We start from the raw sequence: 19,671 nt of genomic DNA, 5'->3' as shown, positions 1-19,671 counted from the left end.
CCCGAAGGTGGCCGCTGGCGGGGACGCTCAAAGTGGCACCGGATCTCGCAGATCTCGCGGTCCGGATGCCGCATCAACGCGGTATCAGACCGCCGTCACTGGAATGGCGACGGCCTTGCCTGAGGCAATGCGTTCCTTCCACTCGGCCGGGCCGGTGATGTGGGCGCTGGTGCCGCCGGCATCCACCGCCACGGTGACTGGCATGTCCACCACGTCGAACTCGTAGATGGCTTCCATGCCAAGGTCTTCGAAGCCCACCACCTTGGCGGTCTTGATTGCCTTGGAAACCAAGTAGGCGGAGCCGCCCACGGCCATCAGGTAGGCGCTCTGGTGCTTGCGGATGGACTCGATGGCCACCGGGCCGCGCTCGGCCTTGCCGATCATCGCGATGAGGCCGGTCTTCTCCAGCATCATGTCGGTGAACTTGTCCATGCGGGTGGCGGTGGTGGGGCCGGCAGGGCCGACCGCTTCATCGCGCACGGGGTCCACCGGGCCGACGTAATAGATGACGCGGTTGGTGAAGTCCACCGGCAGGGATTCACCCTTGGCCAGCATGTCCTGGATGCGCTTGTGGGCGGCATCACGGCCGGTCAGCATCTTGCCGTTGAGCAGCAGGGTGTCGCCCGGCTTCCAGCTGGCCACTTCTTCCTTGGTCAGCGTGTTCAGGTCTACGCGCTTGCTCTTGTTGTAGTCCGGCGCCCACTCGACGTCGGGCCACAGATCCAGGCTGGGCGGGTCGATGTAGGCGGCACCGCTGCCGTCCAGCACGAAGTGGGCGTGGCGGGTGGCGGCGCAGTTGGGGATCATCGCCACGGGCTTGGAAGCGGCGTGGGTGGGGTAGGTCTTGATCTTGATGTCCAGCACCGTGGTCAGGCCGCCCAGGCCCTGCGCGCCGATACCCAGCGCGTTGACCTTCTCGTAGAGCTCGATGCGCAATTCCTCCAGCTTGTTCTGGGGGCCGCGCGCCAGCAGCTCATACATGTCGATGTCTTCCATCAACGCTTCCTTGGCCATCAGCATCGCTTTTTCGGCGGTGCCGCCGACGCCCAGGCCAAGCATGCCGGGCGGGCACCAGCCGGCGCCCATGGTGGGCACCGTCTTGAGCACCCAGTCGACCAGGTTGTCGCTGGGGTTCATCATCACGAACTTGCTCTTGTTTTCCGAGCCGCCGCCCTTGGCGGCGACCATCACATCCACCGTGTTGCCGGGCACCAGGTGCATGGAGATGACGGCGGGGGTGTTGTCCTTGGTGTTCTTGCGATCGAAGATCGGATCGGACAGCACCGAGGCGCGCAGCTTGTTTTCTGCGTGGTTGTAGGCGCGGCGCACGCCTTCATTGACGGCGTCGTCAATGGAGCCGGGGAAGTCCGCGAAGCGCACGTCCATGCCGATCTTCAGGAAGACGTTCACGATGCCGGTGTCCTGGCAGATCGGACGACGGCCTTCCGCGCACATCTTGGAATTGGTCAGGATCTGGGCGATGGCGTCCTTGGCGGCAGCGCTTTGTTCGCGCTCATAGGCCCGCGCCAGATGCTGGATGTAATCCGCCGGGTGGTAGTAGCTGATGTACTGCAGGGCGGCGGCGACGCTTTCGACGAGATCGGCGTAGCGGATCGTGGTGGTCATGATTGCTTGTCTCACTGGGGCAACCACTCATTATCGCAAGGTGCCACGCCTCCTGCTCACGTCAGGGCGGGGCGGGGGCGGGTTCTCGCACGGTTGCTGAGGCTTCTTGCAGATGTGCCCTGCCAGCGGAAAGGGTTCCACGGCGTATCGCTTCCGCTCTCCGTTTCGAAGTGCTGTAGATCAGCTTGAAGTTGGTGCCGAGATTCCGGCGAGCGTCACCTGTGGCGATACGCCGTTCTTGACTCCGCGATTGAGCTGGGGCGGCGCGATAGCTGTCGGGAAGCGCGGTCAGGGAGGACTTGCCACGAATGCCTTCGCGACAGATGGTGGAGGGGCTGAAGCCGAGCTTGTCTGTGATCTGACGAAGGCTGCCTCCGGACTGAAGCAACAGCTAGATGGCAACGCGATCAGTTTGACTCAGGCGATAGTAGTGAATTCCCATTGGCGCGGCTCCTTACAAGATGTGGGATGTCCCACTTTAATCTTGAGCCCGCCCTACTTGAATTCCATGTCCCAGTCTTCTTTGGCGGAACGCTTGATATTCTTGAACATGTATTCCATCTTCATCAAGTCCTCGTTGACGTCGAGTTGCTTGTCTTCATCGTCAGTGGTTGCGGCTACTTGCTCCAGGTGCTGCTCGTAGTGTTTCATGGCAGCCCAGAGGATGTTGTATTCGGCGAAGATGAGTTTGACGGCCATTACTTCGCTTCCACGGTAATCAGTTGAACTTGCGTCGGGTCCGGGCCGAGTTCTTCCAGTGCGCCCAGATACTTGCGCAGCGGCATAGTCGTGGATGGTGCAATCAACTGTGCCCCTCATAATCAGGACGCATGTCCTTTGCGAGCACAAACTCATTGGGCAACCTCGCACCCGTCTTGATCTTCCAGACTCTAGATGCGAGATGCGCAATTTCGGTGCGCTGTGCGACGGAACCGGGGCACCGTTATAGATGGATATGAAAACAGCCGGCCAGTTGTCACCAACAAGCCCGCACAGCGGCGGGTTTGTTGATCGTCATTGGGCAGCTGCTATTTGCCCCCGCCGCCCGGGATCCCGCCGCGGGTCGGCTTGAACGTGTTGGCGGCTTCGTCAGCCAGCCGACGACGTTCTTCTTCACTCAATGGAGGGCCGCAGACCTTCTTGGCCAGCATGGAACCCGTCTGGGATTCGCCACGCTCACACTGGCGGGCCTGGGCAACCTGCTGGTTGTCCGGACCATCGCTGGCGGGGTTGGGGCCGGCACAGGCGGCAAGTGCCAGCAGCGGCACGGCGAGAGCAAATACGGCTCGCATGAAAAACTCCCTCGATCAATGTAGGTGTTGCGGCCCGGATGCTAGCAGCCGGTTTGCCGAGGGCTTACCCGGGTGAACGCCAACGCACAACGAAGTCCAGTGGACCTCTCGCAGAGAATGTTAGCCTACCGCACGATTTCTCCGTCTTTGAGTCATCCCGGTTTCGGTTCGTTACTGCTGTACTGGCGAGTTGCAGAACTGAAGCCCCTGGCCACTCCCATGCAGACCACCACACGCCTGACACCCGGCCTCAAACGCTTCTTTGGCAGCGAATCCGCTGGAGGTGTCGTGCTGGCGCTTGCCGCCATCGCCGCCCTCATCCTCAGCAACTCGGCCTGGGCACCGGCCTATCTCGCGTTTACGCAGATTCCGGGTGAATTGAACATCGGCCGTGGCGCCCTGGTGCTGGACAAGCCGTTGATCGTCTGGGTGAATGACCTGTGGATGGCCGTCTTCTTCTTTCTGGTCGGGCTGGAGATCAAGCGGGAATTCGTCAGCGGCGAATTGGCCCAGCGTTCCCAGGCGGTGTTGCCGGCCGTGGCGGCCTTGGGAGGCATGGCCGTCCCGGCCTTGATCTATGCCGCCTTCAACTGGCACAACAGCGTCAACCTGCATGGGTGGGCGATTCCTGCTGCGACCGATATTGCCTTCGCCATCGGCATCGTGATGCTGCTGGGGCGGCGGGTGCCGGTCTCGCTGAAGATCTTCCTGACCGCCGTGGCGATCATGGATGACCTGGGGGCCATCGTCGTGATTGCGCTTTTCTATACCAGCCACCTGTCGCTGGCCATGCTGGCCGCTGCGGCGGGTTGCCTGGCGGTGTTGCTGGCGCTGAACCGCGCCCGGGTCGGGCGGGCGGACGTGTATATCGTCGTCGGGCTGGCCCTGTGGCTGTGTGTGCTGAAGTCCGGTGTGCATGCCACCCTGGCTGGCGTGGCAACGGCCCTGTTCATTCCGTCACTCGACCGCCATGGGCAGTCACCTGCCGAGAGCCTGGAGCACGGGTTGCACCCGTGGGTGGCCTTTCTGATCCTCCCGGTATTTGCCTTCACCAACGCCGGGGTGTCCCTGCGCGGCCTCTCGCCGGCAGATGTGCTGCACCCGATCTCCCTGGGTATCGCCCTGGGTCTGCTGCTGGGCAAGGCGGTGGGGGTGTTCGGTACCGCCTGGCTGATGATCCGCCTGGGGTGGGCCAGCAAACCGGGCGGTGCGAACTGGATGCAGTTCTTCGGCGTCTGTGTGCTTTGCGGCATCGGCTTCACCATGAGCCTGTTCATCGGTGGTCTGGCCTTTGCCGGCCTCCCGCCCGACTTTGATACGCATGTGAAGCTGGGTGTGCTCGGTGGTTCGCTGCTGTCCGGCATCGCCGGCACGCTGATCCTGATGCGGCGGCCCTCCCAGGCCGCCTGACCCTCAATATTTGGCGTCAGTGCTCAGCGCCAGTGCCTGGCTTCAATGCTTGTCCGAAGGCCCGTGTGAGAGCAGGCGGTCCGTATAGGCAATCGCCAGTGCGGAGAGCAAGAAGGCCAGGTGGATCACCGTCTGCCAGATCAGCACCTTGTCATCGATGTTCTGGGCATTGATGAAGGTCTTGAGCAGGTGGATGGACGAGATGCCGATGATGGCCGTGGCCAGCTTGACCTTCAGGACGGAGGCGTTGACGTGGTCCAGCCACTCTGGCTGGTCCGGATGGCCTTCCAGCTTGAGGCGGCTGACAAAGGTCTCGTAACCCCCCACGATCACCATGATCAGCAGGTTGGAGATCATCACCACGTCGATCAAGCCCAGGACGGCCAGCATGACGATGGTCTCATTCAGCTTGGGGTCTCCCCCGTCTTTCAGGATCTCGGCCTTGTAACCCACGCTCTTGACCAGCAACTGCAGGGCCTGGTCGTTACCGAAGGCGGCTTCGATCAAATGGATCAGCTCGCTCCAGAACTGCACCACATACACACCCTGCGCCAGGATGAGGCCCAGGTACAGCGGCAGTTGCAGCCAGCGGCTGTGAAACATCACGGCCGCGAACAGGCCCAACCTGGCGGACTGGGGCGGTGTATGGTCAGGCGTTCGGTCTGGCGTGCGGTCGGACATGTAAGGGGCGCTTTCCTGGGTTCTTGATATCGATGGGCGTTCAGCGGCGAACCGCCCTAAAAGGGCAATTTTAGTGAGTCAAAGCCTTCGGTAGAGTAAGGCGATCGTCAGTGTGAAACCGCAAAGTCGCGGCGCATCGGATAAACCGAATCACGATCCAGCCTGCACGGAGACAAAGGCATGAGCGACAAGATCTACACCCCCCCGGCGTCCGCCGTCCAGGGCGCGCACGTATCCGGCATGGCCGCCTACGAGGCACTGTGCAAGGAGGCTGAGTCGGATTACGAGGGCTACTGGGCGCGTCTCGCACGCGAGCTGCTGAGCTGGAAGCAACCTTTCACCCAGGTGCTCAACGACAGCGATGCCCCCTTCTTCAAGTGGTTCGAGGACGGCAAGCTCAATGCCAGCTACAACTGCCTGGACCGCCATGTTGCGGCCGGGCGGGGTGATCGCGTTGCCCTCATTTTTGAGGCGGACGACGGCACCGTGACGCGGGTCACCTATGCCGAGCTGCTGGCCAAGACCAGCCAACTGGCCAATGCGCTGAAGCAGCGCGGTGTCCAGAAGGGCGACCGGGTGGTGATCTACATGCCCATGTCGGTGGAGGGCGTGGTGGCCATGCAAGCATGCGCTCGAATCGGTGCCACCCATTCTGTGGTGTTTGGCGGCTTCTCCGCCCAATCCCTGCGGGATCGGGTGCAGGATGCTGGCGCGGTCATGGTGCTGACGGCAGATGAGCAGCAGCGGGGCGGCAAGTCGCTGGCGCTGAAGAGCATCGTGGACGAAGCGCTGGCCGACAACAGCTGCCCCACCATCCGCCAGGTCATCGTCTATCGCCGCACGGGTGGCACCATTGGCTGGGTGCAAGGGCGCGACGAGTGGCTGCACGACGTGGTCGCCTCGCAGCCCACCACCAGCGAACCGGAATGGGTGGAAGCCGAGCATCCGCTCTTCCTGCTCTATACATCGGGCTCCACCGGCAAGCCCAAAGGGGTGCAGCACAGTACCGGCGGCTACCTGCTGCACGCGGCGCTGACCACCAAGTGGACCTTTGATCTCAAGGACAGCGACATCTTCTGGTGTACCGCTGACATTGGCTGGGTGACTGGACACACCTACATCACCTACGGCCCGCTGGCGCTGGGCGGCACTGAAGTCGTTTTCGAAAGTATCCCGACCTATCCGGATGCGGGCCGCTTCTGGCAGATGATCCAGAAGCACAAGGTGAGCATCTTCTACACCGCACCGACGGCGATCCGTTCGCTGATCAAGGCGGCAGAGACCAACGCCGCAGTGCACCCGAAGAACTACGACCTGAGTTCGCTGCGTATCCTTGGGTCCGTGGGGGAGCCCATCAACCCGGCGGCCTGGGAGTGGTACCACCTGAACGTGGGTGGCGGCCGCTGCCCCATCGTAGACACCTTCTGGCAGACCGAAACCGGTGGCCACATGATCACACCGCTGCCAGGTGCCACGCCGCTCGTGCCCGGGTCCTGCACGCTGCCGTTCCCCGGCATTGCTGCGGCCATCGTGGATGAGACCGGCCATGACGTGCCGAACGGGCAGGGCGGTATCCTGGTGGTGAAGAAGCCGTGGCCGTCGATGATTCGCACCATTTATGGTGATCCCGAGCGTTTCAAGAAGAGCTACTACCCGCCGGAGCTCAAGGGCTACTACCTGGCGGGTGATGGCGCTATTCGTGACGAAAAGACCGGTTACTTCACCATCACCGGACGCATTGACGATGTGCTGAACGTGTCGGGTCACCGCATGGGCACGATGGAGATCGAGTCCGCGCTGGTGAGCTGCACGGAGCTGGTGGCGGAGGCCGCGGTGGTGGGGCGCCCGGACGAGACGACGGGCGAAGCGATCTGCGCCTTTGTGGTGTTGAAGCGGCCCCGCCCGAGTGGTGACGAAGCCAAGGCCATTGCCAAGCAATTGCGGGACTGGGTGGCCAAGGAGATCGGGCCGATCGCCAAGCCCAAGGACATCCGCTTTGGCGACAACCTGCCCAAAACCCGCAGCGGCAAGATCATGCGCCGCCTGCTGCGTTCAGTGGCCAAAGGGGAGACGGTCACGCAGGACACGTCCACGCTGGAGAATCCGGCCATCCTGGAGCAACTGGGGCAAGCGTATTGAGGCTGCCCGATTCTTCGGGTGGGCTCATAATTCCGCTGCCCCCTCAATTTCTGGAGCGCCACATGAGCCGCCGTTCCATCGCTTTGTTCTCCCCGCGCAGGTGGGGCTTGATGTGCGCTTTGCTGCTTGGGTCGGCAACGTTGGCATCGTCGCCGGTGTTTGCGCAGGCGCAGGTCAGCTTCAAGGAGCCTGACAAGTTCTCCGACCTGGGTGATACGCAGTGGGATCGTCGCAACGCCATGAAGCAGATCGAGGAACACCTCAAGCAGCAGGCCGGGCGTGAGTTGCCGGGCAAGCAGCTCAAGATCGTGTTCACGGACATCGACCTGGCAGGGGAGCTGGAGCCGCGCGTGTCGGCCAATCGGGTGCGGGTGATGCGCTCGATCACCATCCCACGCATGGAGTTCACCTACACCCTCACTGAGAACGACAAGGTGCTCAGCGAGGGCAAGGCCGTCATCAACGACATGAACTACCAGAGCTCGATGAACCGCTATTTCGACAGCGAGCCCTTCCGGTTCGAAAAGAAACTGCTGGATGACTGGATGGCCAAGGAGTTGCTGCACAAGGATCGTCTGGCGCGCACAGGCCCTTGATACCGCGCCATGGGCAGGCTGATGGGCCGCCCCTCAGCTTCAGCTTGTGCAGCTTCGCGTTCAGGCAACAAAAAACCCGCCAGCGGCGGGTTTTTTGTTGGGAGAACGGGCTGAATTACTTCAGCTTGGTTTCCTTGTACAGCACGTGCTTGCGTGCCTTCGGGTCGAACTTCATGAATTCCAGCTTTTGGGGCGTGGTCTTCTTGTTCTTGTTCGTCGTGTAGAAATGACCAGTGCCGGCAGTGGATTCCAGCTTGATCTTTTCGCGTCCGCCTTTGGATGCCATGGTGTCGCTCCTTCAGTGATTAGGCTTGACCGCGAGCACGCAGGTCGGCCAGCACGGCGTCGATGCCGTTCTTGTCGATCAGGCGCAGGCCAGCGTTGCTGATGCGCAGACGGACCCAACGGTTTTCGCTCTCGACCCAGAAACGACGATATTGCAGGTTCGGCAGGAACCGGCGCTTGGTTTTGTTGTTGGCGTGGGAAACGTTGTTCCCGACCATGGGCTTCTTGCCCGTGACTTCGCAGACGCGTGCCATGTGGACACTCCGATACTTGTCGTACAGCGACCGTTCACTCACCCGGTTTGATTCAGGGAAGAACGGCGGCCTCACCTCGCCAGAAGGGGTGGCGGTAACCCTGGCCGCTCGGTACCTGGTAATTGGTACCTGAGCTGCCGCATTTCTTTAACTGAAGCCCTTCACAGGAGTCAGCCAAGGAAAGACCGCGACTGTAGCACAGCCGCGCTCGTGGCGCCAAATGCTGAAAAGCCCTTGGCGCCGGTTTGCCGCCCAGCGGCCGGCTTACTCTTCCAGGAAGCGCTGGGCGTCCAGCGCGGCCATGCAGCCGGTGCCGGCGCTGGTGATGGCCTGGCGGTAGATGTGGTCCTGCACGTCGCCAGCAGCAAACACGCCGGGCACGCTGGTCATGGTGGCAAAACCATCCAGGCCGCTGCGGGTGCGGATGTAGCCGTCCTTCATCTCGATCTGGTTCTGGAAGATCTCGGTGTTGGGGCGGTGGCCGATGGCGATGAACACGCCCTGCAGCTTCAATTCCTCGGTGCTGTCGTCCCGGGTACTCTTGACCCGGATACCGGTGACACCGCTTGCGTCGCCCAGCACTTCATCCAGCGTGCTGAACAAGTGCAATTCGATCTTGCCGGCGCGTACCTTGTCCATCAGCTTGTCCACCAGGATGGGCTCGGCGCGGAACTTGTCACGGCGGTGGATCAGGTGCACCTTGCTGGCAATGTTGGACAGGTAGAGCGCTTCCTCGACCGCCGTGTTGCCGCCGCCCACCACGCACACTTCCTGCTCGCGGTAGAAGAAGCCGTCACAGGTGGCGCAGGCGCTCACGCCGCGGCCGGAGAAGGCGGTCTCGGACGGGATGCCCAGGTATTGCGCGGAGGCGCCCGTGGCGATGATGACGGCATCAGCCGTGTAGGTGTTGCTGTCGCCCACCAGCGTGAAGGGGCGCTTGCTGAAATCCACCGAGTTGATGTGGTCAAACACGATCTCGGTCTGGAAACGCTCGGCATGTTCCTGGAAGCGCTGCATCAGCTCCGGGCCCTGCACGCCCATGACGTCGGCCGGCCAGTTGTCCACCTCGGTGGTGGTCATGAGCTGCCCGCCCTGGGCCATGCCGGTCACCAGCAAGGGCTTGAGGTTGGCGCGCGCCGCGTAGACGGCGGCGGTGTAGCCGGCGGGGCCGGATCCCAGGATCAGCAGCTGGGTGTGGCGTGTAGTTTGGCTCATGAAAAGAAGATGGGGACGCACGTCGGACGCACAAGAGCGACAGCCTACGGCCTTCACCCTATCAACACCCGAGAACAAGTTGGCACAATGCATTCATTCTAGGTTGCACCTCATGGGTGCAACCGGAATGTCCCAGATAGACCCTAGACCCCGACAGGAGGTGCCTCTTTATGGCCATGTTGTCCAACCTGGATCTGATCCGCAGGGTCCCCTTGTTCTCCCTGCTGACCGCCGACCAGGCCCAGTCCATTGCGGACAGTGTCGTCAAGCGGCGCTTCAAGCGTGGTGAGCTGATCGTCGAGCAAGGCACGAAATCCAATGCCTTGTTTATCCTGCTCAACGGACGCGCCCGCGTCCTGACCGCGGACAACCGCGGGCGCGAGGTCATCCTCGCGGTGTTGCAGCCCGGCGACTATGTGGGCGAAATGAGCCTCATCGACAACGAGCCGCATTCGGCCACGGTCCGGGCGGAAGTCCAGACCGACATGCTGGTGCTGGGCCGGGCGGACTTCGCCCGCGGCCTGCCCGAGCCGAGCAGCCTCGCCTACGGCATCCTGCGTGGCCTGGTGGCACGCCTGCGCAATGCGGACCGTCAGATCGAATCCCTGGCCTTGCTGGATGTCTATGGCCGTGTGGCTCGCACGCTGCTGGACATGGCCGAGGAAGAGAAGGGCGTCAAGATCATTCGAGGCAAGGTGTCCCGCCAGGACATGGCCAAGGTGGTCGGCGCCTCCCGTGAAATGGTCAGCCGGGTCATGAAGGACCTGGAGGACAAGGGTGTGATCGAGACCCTGGAGAACGGCTCCGTGGTGATCAAGGAACGCCTGCAACACGATTGAACATGTTCAGGGCGGCCTGCCCGGCGGTTCCGGGGATTTGCTGCGTCACAATCGCACCATGAGTTTCCCCGGTACCCTGCTGGGCGGCGAAGACGCCGCCGCTGAGCTGTCTGATCGTCCGTCCGAAGGTTCGGCTGACCGTGCGGCGGAGCGTGCTGAACGCTCCGCCGAGCGTTCATCCGAGCGTTCATCCGAGCGTCAGGCCCGCAAGCCCCGCAAGGCCACACCCGCCCCGCCGGCCCCGGCCAGCCCGCTGCGCACACCCATCTGGCTGCTTGCCAGTGGCCTGGTGTGGTGCCTGGTGCTGCTCGCCATGGTCAGCCACGACAAGGCGGACAACGCCTTCAGCGTGGCCGCCGGCCAGGCGCTGACGCAAAACCGCGTGGGAACGCTGGGCGCGTGGATCTCCGACCTGCTTCTGTTTGGTTTCGGTTATTCCTGCTGGTGGCTGCTGCTGGTGGGGCTGCGCAGCTGGCTGGGCAGTCTGGCGCGCTTGCTGCGCGCGGATGGTTCCCCGGCGCCAACCTTCCAGCAACGCCTGCCCACTGCGGGTGGGGTGCTGCTGCTGATGGCCGCCAGTTGCTCCCTGGAATGGACCCGCCTGTACGGCTGGGAGTCGCATCTGCCCGGGCATGCCGGCGGCGTGCTGGGCTACCTGCTGGGGCCCTGGAGCATGAAGCTGCTGGGCTTTGCCGGCTCGGGCGTGGTGTGGATCGCTGCGCTGGTGGCGGGGGTGTCCCTGGCGCTCAAGTTCTCGTGGCTGCGGGTGGCCGAGCACATCGGCACCTGGCTGGAAAGCCTGCGCGAGCGCCGTGTCGTGAAGCGTGAAATCGCAGAAGACAAGCGCGTCGGCAAGGTCGCCAAGCGGGAACGTGATGCCGTGGTGGAGGTGGAGCGCCAGGTGCTCGTGGAAGAGCATGTGCCCATCCTCATCGAGCCGCCCGTGGTGGAGGTGCCCAAGTCCACCCGTGTGGCCAAGGAACGTCAGCAGACGCTCTTCGTCGACCCTGCCGACACCAAGCTGCCGCAGGTCGACCTGCTGGACGCGCCACCGCCGCGCATTGAAACGGTCACGCCCGAGTCGCTGGAAATGACCAGCCGCATGATCGAGAAGAAGCTCCGGGACTTCGGTGTCGAGGTCCGCGTGGTGGCCGCTTCTCCCGGGCCGGTCATCACCCGCTACGAGATCGAGCCGGCCACTGGGGTGAAGGGCTCGCAGATCGTCAACCTGGCCAAGGATCTGGCCCGCTCGCTGAGCCTGACCTCCATCCGGGTGGTGGAGACCATCCCGGGCAAGAATTTCATGGCGCTGGAGCTGCCCAATGCCCGGCGCCAGACCATCCGCCTGTCCGAAATTCTCGGCTCCCAGGTTTATGCCGATGCCGCCTCCCCGCTGACCATGGGCCTGGGCAAGGACATCATCGGCCTGCCGGTGGTGGCGGACCTGGGCAAGATGCCGCACTGCCTGGTGGCTGGCACCACCGGCTCGGGCAAGTCGGTGGGTATCAACGCCATGATCCTCAGCCTGCTCTACAAGGCCGAGGCCCGGGATGTGCGCCTGATCCTGATCGACCCCAAGATGCTGGAAATGAGCGTCTACGAGGGCATCCCCCACCTGCTCGCACCGGTCGTGACCGACATGAAGCAGGCCGGCAACGCGCTGAACTGGTGTGTGGGCGAAATGGAGCGGCGCTACAAGCTCATGTCCAAGATGGGCGTGCGCAACCTGGCGGGCTACAACAAGAAGATCGCCGACGCGCATGAGCGCGAGGAAAAGATCCCCAACCCCTTCAGCCTGACGCCGGAAGAGCCTGAGCCATTGGACCGCCTGCCTCACATCGTGGTGGTGATCGACGAACTGGCCGACCTGATGATGGTGGTGGGCAAGAAGATCGAAGAGCTGATTGCCCGCCTGGCGCAGAAGGCCCGTGCTGCCGGCATCCACCTGATCCTGGCCACGCAGCGTCCGTCGGTGGATGTGATCACCGGCCTGATCAAGGCCAACATTCCCACCCGCCTGTCCTTCCAGGTCAGCAGCAAGATCGACAGCCGCACCATTCTTGATCAGATGGGCGCCGAGGCCCTGCTGGGCATGGGGGACATGCTCTACATGGCCTCCGGTACCGGCCTGCCGGTGCGGGTCCACGGCGCCTTTGTCAGTGATGATGAAGTGCACCGCGTGGTCGAATACCTGAAAGAGCAGGGCGGCCAGCCCAACTACATCGAGGGCATCCTTGAAGGTGGGGTGCTGGATGACGGTGGTGGCGGCGACGGCCTGCCGGGCCTGGCGGCGGGGGACGACGGTGAGTCCGACCCCATGTATGACCAGGCAGTGGCCATCGTGCTGCAGCACAAGCGTGCGTCCATCTCCCTGGTGCAGCGCCATCTGCGCATTGGCTACAACCGGGCCGCCCGTTTGCTGGAGCAGATGGAGAAATCCGGCCTCGTTTCCTCGATGGCCACCAATGGCAACCGCGACATCGTTGTTCCCAAGCGGGACGATTGATCTCGTCTGACTGAATCCGATCTGTCGAGTCTGATCCCCATGCGCTTCAAGAATCTGTTCCCGCTTTCCCTGTGGTCGGGCCACCGGGCTCCCAGCCTGGCCCGTGCCGTGGCGCGCACCGTCGCTGGGGGCGCCTTGCTCGGCGCCGCGACCCTGGCTCACGCGGACGGCGTCACGGCCCTTCAGCAGTTTGTTACCGAGGTCAAGAGCGGCCGCGCTGCCTTCACCCAGACGGTGACCGCGCCGGACGGAAAGCGCAAGAAGAGCACCACTGGCAGCTTTGAATTCCAGCGGCCCAACCAGTTCCGCTTCAGCTACGACAAGCCGGCCGAACAACTGATCGTGGGTGATGGCAAGAAGGTCTGGGTCTATGACCCCGACCTGGCGCAGGCCAGTGTGCGCAACATGGACCAGGCGCTGGGTACCACGCCGGTGGCGCTGCTGGCGGGCGGCGACATGTCACGTGATTTCACGCTCAAGTCCCAGCCGGCGGAGCAGGGCGTGGAATGGGTGCTGGCCACCCCCAAGCGCAGCGACAGCGGCGTGCAGAACCTGCGCCTCGGTTTCCGGGGCCGGGAGCTGGTGGGGCTGGAGATCGTGGATGCCTTCGGCCAGCGCTCGGTGATGCAGTTCAGCTCGGTGCAGATCAATGCCAAGGTGACGCCCGATCGTTTCCGCTTCGATCCACCCGCCGGCACGGACGTGATGGAGCAGCGCTAAGCGCATGAGCAACGCCTCCCTCTTCCCGGATGAATTCGATCCGGCGCCCAGCCTTGCGGCCGCCGCCGCCCCGGTCAGCGCCCATGCGCCGCTGCCCGAGCGGCTGCGCCCCCGCAAGCTGGACGAGGTGGTGGGCCAGCGTCATCTGCTGGGTGAAGGCATGCCGCTGCGGGTGGCGCTGGAAAGCGGCCGCCCCCACAGCATGATCCTGTGGGGGCCGCCGGGCGTGGGCAAGACCACGCTGGCGCGCCTGATGGCCCAGTTCTTCGACGCCCAGTTCATTGCCATCTCCGCCGTGCTGGGCGGAGTGAAGGACATCCGCGAGGCGGTGGACCGGGCATTGGCCGCCTCGGGGCAGGGCCGGCGCACGATCGTGTTTGTCGATGAAGTGCACCGCTTCAACAAGGCGCAGCAGGATGCCTTCCTGCCGCATGTGGAGTCGGGCCTCTTCAGCTTTATCGGCGCCACGACGGAGAACCCGTCCTTCGAGGTCAACTCCGCGCTGTTGTCCCGCGCCACCGTTCATGTGCTGAAGGCCCTGGACGAGCAGGACATGCGCGAGCTGCTGCAACGCGGCGGCGAAGCGCTGCACAGCCCGCCGCTGAGCGACCCCGCCGCCCAGCGGCTGATTGGTTATGCAGACGGTGACGCGCGCCGCCTGCTCAACACGCTGGAGACTGTGGCCCAGCTCACGCCCGCCGGCACCACGGAGATCGACGAGGCGCTGCTGGAGCGCACACTCGGCGAGCAGTTGCGCCGTTATGACAAGGGTGGTGATCAGTTCTACGACGTCATCTCCGCGCTGCACAAGTCCGTGCGGGGCTCCAATCCGGATGCGGCGTTGTACTGGATGGTGCGCATGCTCGATGGTGGCGTGGATGCGCGCTACATCACCCGGCGGCTGATCCGCATGGCCAGCGAAGACATCGGCCTGGCGGACCCGAGGGCACTGCGGATCTGCCTGGACGCCGCAGAAACCTACGAGCGGCTGGGCTCGCCCGAAGGCGAGCTCACCCTGGCCCAGGCGGCGGTCTACCTGGCCATCGCGCCCAAGTCCAACGCGGTCTACAACGCCTACAACGAGGTGCGCGCGCTGATCAAGCAAGACAGCTCGCGGCCTGTGCCGGTGCACCTGCGCAATGCGCCCACCCGCCTGATGAAGGAGCTGGGTTACGGCAAGGCCTACCGCTACGCGCACGACTTCCCAGGCGCCTATGTGGCGGGCGAGCAATACCTGCCGGACGGGCTGGAAGACCAGCGCTTCTACCAACCCGTGCCGCGCGGCCTGGAGCTGAAGATCGGCGACCGCATGGCCGAACTCCGGCGGCAGGATGCGGTGGCGCGGGGAGACCAGGCGCCGGGGAGTGATGAGGAAGAGGGGGGCGACGCTCGCGGTTCGCGGGGAGCCTCGCGCTCGTCGTGATGCGGGACCGCAGCTCGCTCCGGGTCGCCTCCGCGGTCTCGACCGCCGCTTTGACCGCCTTGAACGCCCTGGCCGCCTTGACCAGCCTGGCCCCCTTGGTCTCCCGTGCCGCCTTGGGCGGCATGACGCTCGCCTTCCTCGCCTTCCTCCCCCTGCTGCCCGAGGCCGCCTGCGCTGCACCCCATGTGCAGTCGGCCAAGCCGGCGGCGACCAGAACCGGCACCTCGGCCAGCACCTCGGCCAGCAGTACGGTAGCCGGCACTTCAGCCAGCACCTCAGCCAGCACGTCCAGCACCGCCACAACAGGTGCGCCAAAAGCTCCCCCATCCGTCCCGCCACCGGCCGGCCCATCGACCGCGCCCGCCCGACCACCGGAAGGCCCCACGCTCACCCGTATCCGCGACACCGGCGTGGTGGTGATGGGTTATCGCCCCGCCTCGCTCCCGTTCTCCTACCTCGACGCCCAGCTCAAGCCCATTGGCTACACCGTGGAGCTTTGTGAGCGGGTGATCGACACCCTGCGTGCACGGCTCAAGCTGCCCGACCTGGAGGTGCGGCGTGTGGCGGTGGGTTCCGCCACGCGCCTGCCCATGGTCACCAACGGCACGCTGGACCTGGAATGCGGCATCACCACCAACACGGCGGAGCGCGCCCGCACGCAGGCCTTCTCCATCACCATCTTCGTGGCGGAAACCCGCCTGATGACACGCAACGGCGAGCGTGTGCAGAGCCTGACGGAGTTGCGGGGGCGGCCGGTGGTGAGCACCATCGGCACCACCAGCATCCAGCATCTGGCGGCCGTGAATGAGCAGCAGCAACTGGGCATTCGCATCGTCGCCGGCCTGGATGATCCGGACGCCTTTCAACTGCTGCGCAGCGGCCGCGCGGAAGCCTTCCTGATGGATGACGTGCTGCTGCGCAGCCTGCTGGCACAGCAAGGCGGCTCGGTGCCTGCGCAGGATTACGTCGTGTCGAATCGCGGGCTGACCGTCGAGCCCTATGCCATCGGCCTCAATCGCGACGACCCGGCTTTCAAGGCGCTGGTGGATGAGACGATCACCGGTCTGTACCGCAGCGGCGAGATCTTCAGCATTTACAAGCGCTGGTTTGCATCCTCGTTGCCCGCCTCCGGCATCAACCTGCAGATGCCTATGAGCGCGGCGCTGCGCAAGGTGGTGGCCCAGCCCACGGATTCACCCGACCCCGCGCGGTACCGCTGAACCTTGCAGCCTTCGCTGGGCCGGGCAGCGTTCGCTAGCGTGGGTTCCGATAGCTTCGCAGCAGGCGCCGCAAGGGCCGTAGCGGCCGCAGCAGCCAGAAGCGCAGCGCCCGGACCAGCCGTTGGCGCCGGTCGCTGTGCAACGGGGCGTAGGCGTGGCTGGCCAGCACCCGAACCTCCACTTCCGTGCCGCCTTCCTCGCGGCTACGGATGCGCAGGCTGCCATGCAGGCGGCGCGCACGCTCGAACATGCCCTTGATGCCGTGATGGCCTGGTCGCCCGTCCGGGCTGGCGAATTCCGGCGACACGCCCTGGCCGTCGTCCACGATGCGCAGCGTCAATCGGCGTTCGTCGTAGTTCAACCAGACCGACAGGTGGCGGGCCTGGGCATGGCGCAGCGCGTTGGCGATGGCCTCCCGTCCGATCATCAGCAGCTCATCCCGCACGGCCGGCCGCAGTAGCGGTTCGGTGCCTTCCACGTGCAGGTCCACCTGCATCCGCTGGTCGGCCTGGGCCGCTGCCGCAGTGGCGAGGTCTTCGCTCAAGGGGCCGGAATGGGTGCGCAGGTCGGAGACACGGTCCCGTGCGGCGAGGATCAGGCGCTCGGCGTTGGAGAGGGCCCGTTCCAGCTTGTCGTGGACGTCCGGCTGTTCCACCCGGCGCGCCACGCTGTTGAACTGCAGCACCAGGCCCTGCACGCCCTGCAGCAGCGTGTCGTGCAGTTCGCGGGCGATGCGTTCCCGCTCCCGGTGGCGCTCTTCCATGCGCCACTGCACCTGCCGCGCGATGGCGCGGGTGCGCATGCGGTAGGCCATCCAGGCCACCACCAGCACCACGAAAACGGCGCTGAAGGCAAACAGGCGGCTCTGCATCCAGGTGGGGGCGATCTCGAAGTCCAGCGCGGCGCCCTGGGTGTCCCACACGCCGTCGCCATTGGCGGCCATGACCTGGAAACGGTAGCGGCCCGGGGCGAGGTTGGCGTAGGTGGCTTCGCGCACGCCCCCGGCGTCATGCCAGCCGCGGTCCACGCCTTCCATGCGGTAGCGGAAACGGGCCCGGTCGGCCGCTGCCAGCGTGACGGCGGTGTAGCTCAGTGTCAGGTGGGTTGTGCCGGGTGGCAGGCTCAGACCTTCATCTGCCAGGAAATGCTGTTCGCCGCTGCGCAGGCCATAGATCTCGGTGCGCGGCGGCTGGTTGTTGCGGGGTACGGTGCTGGGGTCGAGCCAGGCCACGCCACGGTTGGTGACGAACCAGAGCCGTCCGCGCCGGTCGCGCAGGGCAGTGGGCACCATGCCGGCCTGCAGCGCGATACCGGGCAGGCCGTCGCGGCGGTCGAACAAGCGGTAGTTCAGCGGTTCACCGGGCCGGGCGGACAGCGCCAGCAGGTTGTCCGCCTGTACCTGGACCACACCACGGCCGCCGTTGAGCCAGAGGTCGCCGTTGAGCGACTCCACAATGCCGGTGACATGGCCGAAGACGGCATCGGTGTTCTGGGTGACGGTGGTGAAGCGCTGCCCATCAAAGAAGGCCACGCCGTTTTCGCCAGCGGCCACCAGGCGGCGGTCGGTGACGCTGAGGGCGGTGGCCCGGCCGATGGCCAGGCCATCCCGGCTGGTCCAGCGGGTGAGCTGGTCGTCGCTCCAGCGCAGCACCTCATCTTCGTTGGCCATCCAGAGCGCGCCGTCGGGGCCGCGGGTCATGGTCTGGGGGGCATGCAGCTCGCGCAGGCGTGGGTCGCGCCGCACGCCATCGGGCGTGGCGAGGTAGAGGCCGTCGTCCTCCACCGACAGCCACAGCCCATGGCCGCCATCCGGCAGCGCGGCCAGCACCTGGGTGCGGCGGGCGCTTTCGGGCAGCAGGAACTCGCGCGTGTCGCTGTCGTCGCGGCGGTAGAGGCGGTCCGACCCGATCCACCAGAGGGCGCCATCCGCCGTCCGCACCGCATTGCGCGACGGCACGGCGCCGCCCTGTTCACGCGGGGCGGCGGGTGGGTCGGCTTCCACGGCGGCGCGCAGGTTGGCCGCCAGTACGCCGTCGCCCTGGGCCACCAGCGCAAAGCCCCCCAGCGAGGTGCCCGCCAGCGTGAGTAGTTCGTGAAGCCGGGTCCGCTGGAAACTGCTCAGCCCGTTGTTGCTGCCCACCCAGACGGTGCCTTCGCGGTCTTCCACCACCGGCACCACCACGGGGGAGGTGAGGCCCTGTTCGCGCTCGAAGCGCTCCAGGCCGTCCTGGGGCGTGAGGATGTGGCCGGTGGGAATGTCCGCCGCCGAAGGCAGCCGCCAGACGCCGGCACCGGCCACGGTGAGCCATACCGAGCCGTCGCGGGCGAAGAGCAGTTGCTTGGCGGTGGCGTAGGCGGGCTCGAAGGGTGGTGTCGGCGTGGCCGGCGCTGGCGCAGTTGTTGCGCCAGAAGCTGGCGCAGAAGCCGACGCAGCATCTCGCGCAGCTGTAGGCGTCGGTGCAGACGCCGATGAAGGTGCTGGCGCGATCGCAGGTGCGGCCCCAAGGGCGATTGCTGCCGCCAAGCTCGCCGTCTTTGCGGTGAGGTCGGGCAACGGCCGGGTGCCCCGAAGGGATTCGCTCAGCCAGATCCGGCCTTCCAGATCCTCCGCCACGACAGCCGAGCGCGAGACCGGGATGCCGGTGTCCCGGAGCCGGTGTTCACCTGGCATCAGGAACAGCAATCGTCGCGAGCTGCAGACCCACAACACGCCCCGCCGGTCCGTGTGAACGTAGTCCACGGCACCATCATCCAGACCCCAGTCGGCACCGATCATCTGCCAGCGCTCGTTCACGAAACGCGCGAGCCCGCTGCCTGCAGCGGCCCAGAGCACGCCGTCCGCCGTCTGGGTGAAATGCAGGACCCGGCCCGTGGGCAGCCCCTCGGCGGGGCCGAAGGCCTTGATGCGCCCGTCCTTCAGCCGTGCCGCCCCACCGCCATGAAAGCCCAGCCAGATGCTGCCGTCAGGCATGACCTTCAGGGCGTTGATGTTGGTGGAAGGCAGGCGCTGGCCTTCGCGCAGCGCATAGCGTTCGAAACGCAAGCCGTCAAAGCGGAACAGGCCCATGCCGGTGCCCAGCCACAACACGCCATTGGGGCCCTGGTCCAGGGTCCAGATGTCGGCCGGGGCGCCGTCGTTGACCAGCAGCGGGGTGTAGGCGTAGTCCTTGATGCCGCTGTTGGCGGGACCGCTGGTGGTGTTGGTGCTGGTGCTGGTGGCCGGCGTGGCCGTGGCCTGGGCCATCAGGTGCGCGGCGGTCAGCAGCAGGGTCGCACCCAGCATCAGCGGGCGGATCCGAGGCACGAGGCGGGACCAGTGGTCGGAAAAAATGGAGCTGAACTGCATGGGAGGGGCCGGGCAGCGAAGTATGCCATCCGGCCGGAGGGCCCCTTGTCCAGGGATGCGCACAGCGCAGCGTGCCTCACCGCGCCCTTAACGGCGCCCCTAGCGGCGCTGTTGCTGCG

General features: G+C 65.1%; 16 protein-coding genes. 8 read left to right on the top strand and 8 right to left on the bottom strand.

From position 1 onward, the window contains the following. Positions 1 to 84: 84 nt before the first annotated feature. The 3 genes from BMY53_RS13705 to BMY53_RS13695 form a co-directional block, all read right to left on the bottom strand. Positions 85 to 1,626, bottom strand: coding sequence for a fumarate hydratase (locus tag BMY53_RS13705; protein ID WP_092947033.1), 1,542 nt, complete (start codon positions 1,624 to 1,626; stop codon positions 85 to 87). Between the two features lie 495 nt (positions 1,627 to 2,121). Continuing rightward, positions 2,122 to 2,325 carry a hypothetical protein gene (locus BMY53_RS13700; RefSeq protein WP_092947032.1) on the bottom strand — a complete coding sequence of 68 codons (204 nt, stop codon included), beginning with the start codon at positions 2,323 to 2,325 and terminating at the stop codon, positions 2,122 to 2,124. Between the two features lie 329 nt (positions 2,326 to 2,654). Beyond that, positions 2,655 to 2,918: a hypothetical protein gene (locus tag BMY53_RS13695; RefSeq protein WP_092947031.1), complete on the bottom strand. Its 264-nt coding sequence runs from the start codon at positions 2,916 to 2,918 to the stop codon at positions 2,655 to 2,657. Positions 2,919 to 3,137: 219 nt separating this feature from the next. Here BMY53_RS13695 and nhaA point away from each other — a divergent pair, with 219 nt between their 5' ends. Further along, on the top strand, positions 3,138 to 4,328 hold the full coding sequence (gene nhaA / locus BMY53_RS13690) for a Na+/H+ antiporter NhaA (RefSeq protein ID WP_092947030.1): 1,191 nt from the start codon (positions 3,138 to 3,140) through the stop codon (positions 4,326 to 4,328). Positions 4,329 to 4,370: 42 nt separating this feature from the next. Here the strand turns inward: nhaA and BMY53_RS13685 are convergent, their stop codons facing one another. Continuing rightward, positions 4,371 to 5,009 (bottom strand): TIGR00645 family protein, encoded by a 639-nt coding sequence (locus tag BMY53_RS13685; RefSeq protein ID WP_092947029.1) that lies wholly within the window; start codon positions 5,007 to 5,009, stop codon positions 4,371 to 4,373. 180 nt (positions 5,010 to 5,189) lie between these two features. Between BMY53_RS13685 and acs the strand changes: the two genes are divergently transcribed. Together acs and BMY53_RS13675 are read left to right on the top strand one after the other, a co-directional pair. Next, on the top strand, positions 5,190 to 7,148 hold the full coding sequence (gene acs / locus BMY53_RS13680; RefSeq protein ID WP_092947028.1) for an acetate--CoA ligase: 1,959 nt from the start codon (positions 5,190 to 5,192) through the stop codon (positions 7,146 to 7,148). Between the two features lie 62 nt (positions 7,149 to 7,210). Continuing rightward, entirely contained in the window at positions 7,211 to 7,744 is a 534-nt protein-coding gene (locus BMY53_RS13675; RefSeq protein ID WP_092947027.1) for a DUF3016 domain-containing protein, read from the top strand. A gap of 115 nt (positions 7,745 to 7,859) precedes the next feature. Here BMY53_RS13675 and rpmG read toward each other — a convergent pair whose 3' ends face one another. From rpmG to trxB, 3 genes are all read right to left on the bottom strand, one after another. Further along, positions 7,860 to 8,030, bottom strand: coding sequence for a 50S ribosomal protein L33 (rpmG, locus tag BMY53_RS13670; protein ID WP_067273562.1), 171 nt, complete (start codon positions 8,028 to 8,030; stop codon positions 7,860 to 7,862). A 19-nt stretch (positions 8,031 to 8,049) separates the two neighbouring features. Further along, positions 8,050 to 8,283 carry a 50S ribosomal protein L28 gene (rpmB, locus tag BMY53_RS13665; RefSeq protein WP_058934742.1) on the bottom strand — a complete coding sequence of 78 codons (234 nt, stop codon included), beginning with the start codon at positions 8,281 to 8,283 and terminating at the stop codon, positions 8,050 to 8,052. A 264-nt stretch (positions 8,284 to 8,547) separates the two neighbouring features. After that, positions 8,548 to 9,498 carry a thioredoxin-disulfide reductase gene (gene trxB, locus BMY53_RS13660; protein WP_092947026.1) on the bottom strand — a complete coding sequence of 317 codons (951 nt, stop codon included), beginning with the start codon at positions 9,496 to 9,498 and terminating at the stop codon, positions 8,548 to 8,550. Positions 9,499 to 9,668: 170 nt separating this feature from the next. Between trxB and BMY53_RS13655 the strand changes: the two genes are divergently transcribed. Genes BMY53_RS13655 through BMY53_RS13635 form a run of 5 tightly spaced genes read left to right on the top strand, consistent with a single transcriptional unit; the run spans position 9,669 to position 16,206 of the window. Then, positions 9,669 to 10,337 (top strand): Crp/Fnr family transcriptional regulator, encoded by a 669-nt coding sequence (locus tag BMY53_RS13655; RefSeq protein ID WP_092947025.1) that lies wholly within the window; start codon positions 9,669 to 9,671, stop codon positions 10,335 to 10,337. Positions 10,338 to 10,395: 58 nt separating this feature from the next. Continuing rightward, positions 10,396 to 12,843 carry a DNA translocase FtsK gene (locus BMY53_RS13650; RefSeq protein WP_092947160.1) on the top strand — a complete coding sequence of 816 codons (2,448 nt, stop codon included), beginning with the start codon at positions 10,396 to 10,398 and terminating at the stop codon, positions 12,841 to 12,843. Positions 12,844 to 12,882: 39 nt separating this feature from the next. After that, positions 12,883 to 13,563: an outer membrane lipoprotein periplasmic chaperone LolA gene (gene lolA / locus BMY53_RS13645; protein ID WP_092947024.1), complete on the top strand. Its 681-nt coding sequence runs from the start codon at positions 12,883 to 12,885 to the stop codon at positions 13,561 to 13,563. A gap of 4 nt (positions 13,564 to 13,567) precedes the next feature. Then, positions 13,568 to 14,986 carry a replication-associated recombination protein A gene (locus BMY53_RS13640; RefSeq protein ID WP_092947023.1) on the top strand — a complete coding sequence of 473 codons (1,419 nt, stop codon included), beginning with the start codon at positions 13,568 to 13,570 and terminating at the stop codon, positions 14,984 to 14,986. Positions 14,987 to 15,036: 50 nt separating this feature from the next. Beyond that, the gene (locus tag BMY53_RS13635; protein WP_177200873.1) at positions 15,037 to 16,206 is read left to right on the top strand and encodes an amino acid ABC transporter substrate-binding protein; all 1,170 of its coding nucleotides are present in this window, start codon (positions 15,037 to 15,039) and stop codon (positions 16,204 to 16,206) included. A gap of 34 nt (positions 16,207 to 16,240) precedes the next feature. On the opposite strand, the gene BMY53_RS13630 is transcribed toward BMY53_RS13635, so the two are convergent. Then, positions 16,241 to 19,552: a ligand-binding sensor domain-containing protein gene (locus BMY53_RS13630; protein WP_092947021.1), complete on the bottom strand. Its 3,312-nt coding sequence runs from the start codon at positions 19,550 to 19,552 to the stop codon at positions 16,241 to 16,243. Between the last annotated feature and the right edge of the window lie 119 nt (positions 19,553 to 19,671).

Source organism: Roseateles sp. YR242 (assembly GCF_900109745.1).
Taxonomy (GTDB): domain Bacteria; phylum Pseudomonadota; class Gammaproteobacteria; order Burkholderiales; family Burkholderiaceae_C; genus Roseateles.
Note: the sequence above shows the minus strand (reverse complement) of the source record. Positions and strands in the feature narration are given on the sequence as shown.

Coding starts and splice junctions, on each gene's coding strand:
- BMY53_RS13705 (WP_092947033.1), bottom strand. CDS start 1,626: ATGACCACCACGATCCGCTACGCCGATCTCGTCGAAAGCGTCGCCGCC.
- BMY53_RS13700 (WP_092947032.1), bottom strand. CDS start 2,325: ATGGCCGTCAAACTCATCTTCGCCGAATACAACATCCTCTGGGCTGCC.
- BMY53_RS13695 (WP_092947031.1), bottom strand. CDS start 2,918: ATGCGAGCCGTATTTGCTCTCGCCGTGCCGCTGCTGGCACTTGCCGCC.
- nhaA (WP_092947030.1), top strand. CDS start 3,138: ATGCAGACCACCACACGCCTGACACCCGGCCTCAAACGCTTCTTTGGC.
- BMY53_RS13685 (WP_092947029.1), bottom strand. CDS start 5,009: ATGTCCGACCGCACGCCAGACCGAACGCCTGACCATACACCGCCCCAG.
- acs (WP_092947028.1), top strand. CDS start 5,190: ATGAGCGACAAGATCTACACCCCCCCGGCGTCCGCCGTCCAGGGCGCG.
- BMY53_RS13675 (WP_092947027.1), top strand. CDS start 7,211: ATGAGCCGCCGTTCCATCGCTTTGTTCTCCCCGCGCAGGTGGGGCTTG.
- rpmG (WP_067273562.1), bottom strand. CDS start 8,030: ATGGCATCCAAAGGCGGACGCGAAAAGATCAAGCTGGAATCCACTGCC.
- rpmB (WP_058934742.1), bottom strand. CDS start 8,283: ATGGCACGCGTCTGCGAAGTCACGGGCAAGAAGCCCATGGTCGGGAAC.
- trxB (WP_092947026.1), bottom strand. CDS start 9,498: ATGAGCCAAACTACACGCCACACCCAGCTGCTGATCCTGGGATCCGGC.
- BMY53_RS13655 (WP_092947025.1), top strand. CDS start 9,669: ATGGCCATGTTGTCCAACCTGGATCTGATCCGCAGGGTCCCCTTGTTC.
- BMY53_RS13650 (WP_092947160.1), top strand. CDS start 10,396: ATGAGTTTCCCCGGTACCCTGCTGGGCGGCGAAGACGCCGCCGCTGAG.
- lolA (WP_092947024.1), top strand. CDS start 12,883: ATGCGCTTCAAGAATCTGTTCCCGCTTTCCCTGTGGTCGGGCCACCGG.
- BMY53_RS13640 (WP_092947023.1), top strand. CDS start 13,568: ATGAGCAACGCCTCCCTCTTCCCGGATGAATTCGATCCGGCGCCCAGC.
- BMY53_RS13630 (WP_092947021.1), bottom strand. CDS start 19,552: ATGCAGTTCAGCTCCATTTTTTCCGACCACTGGTCCCGCCTCGTGCCT.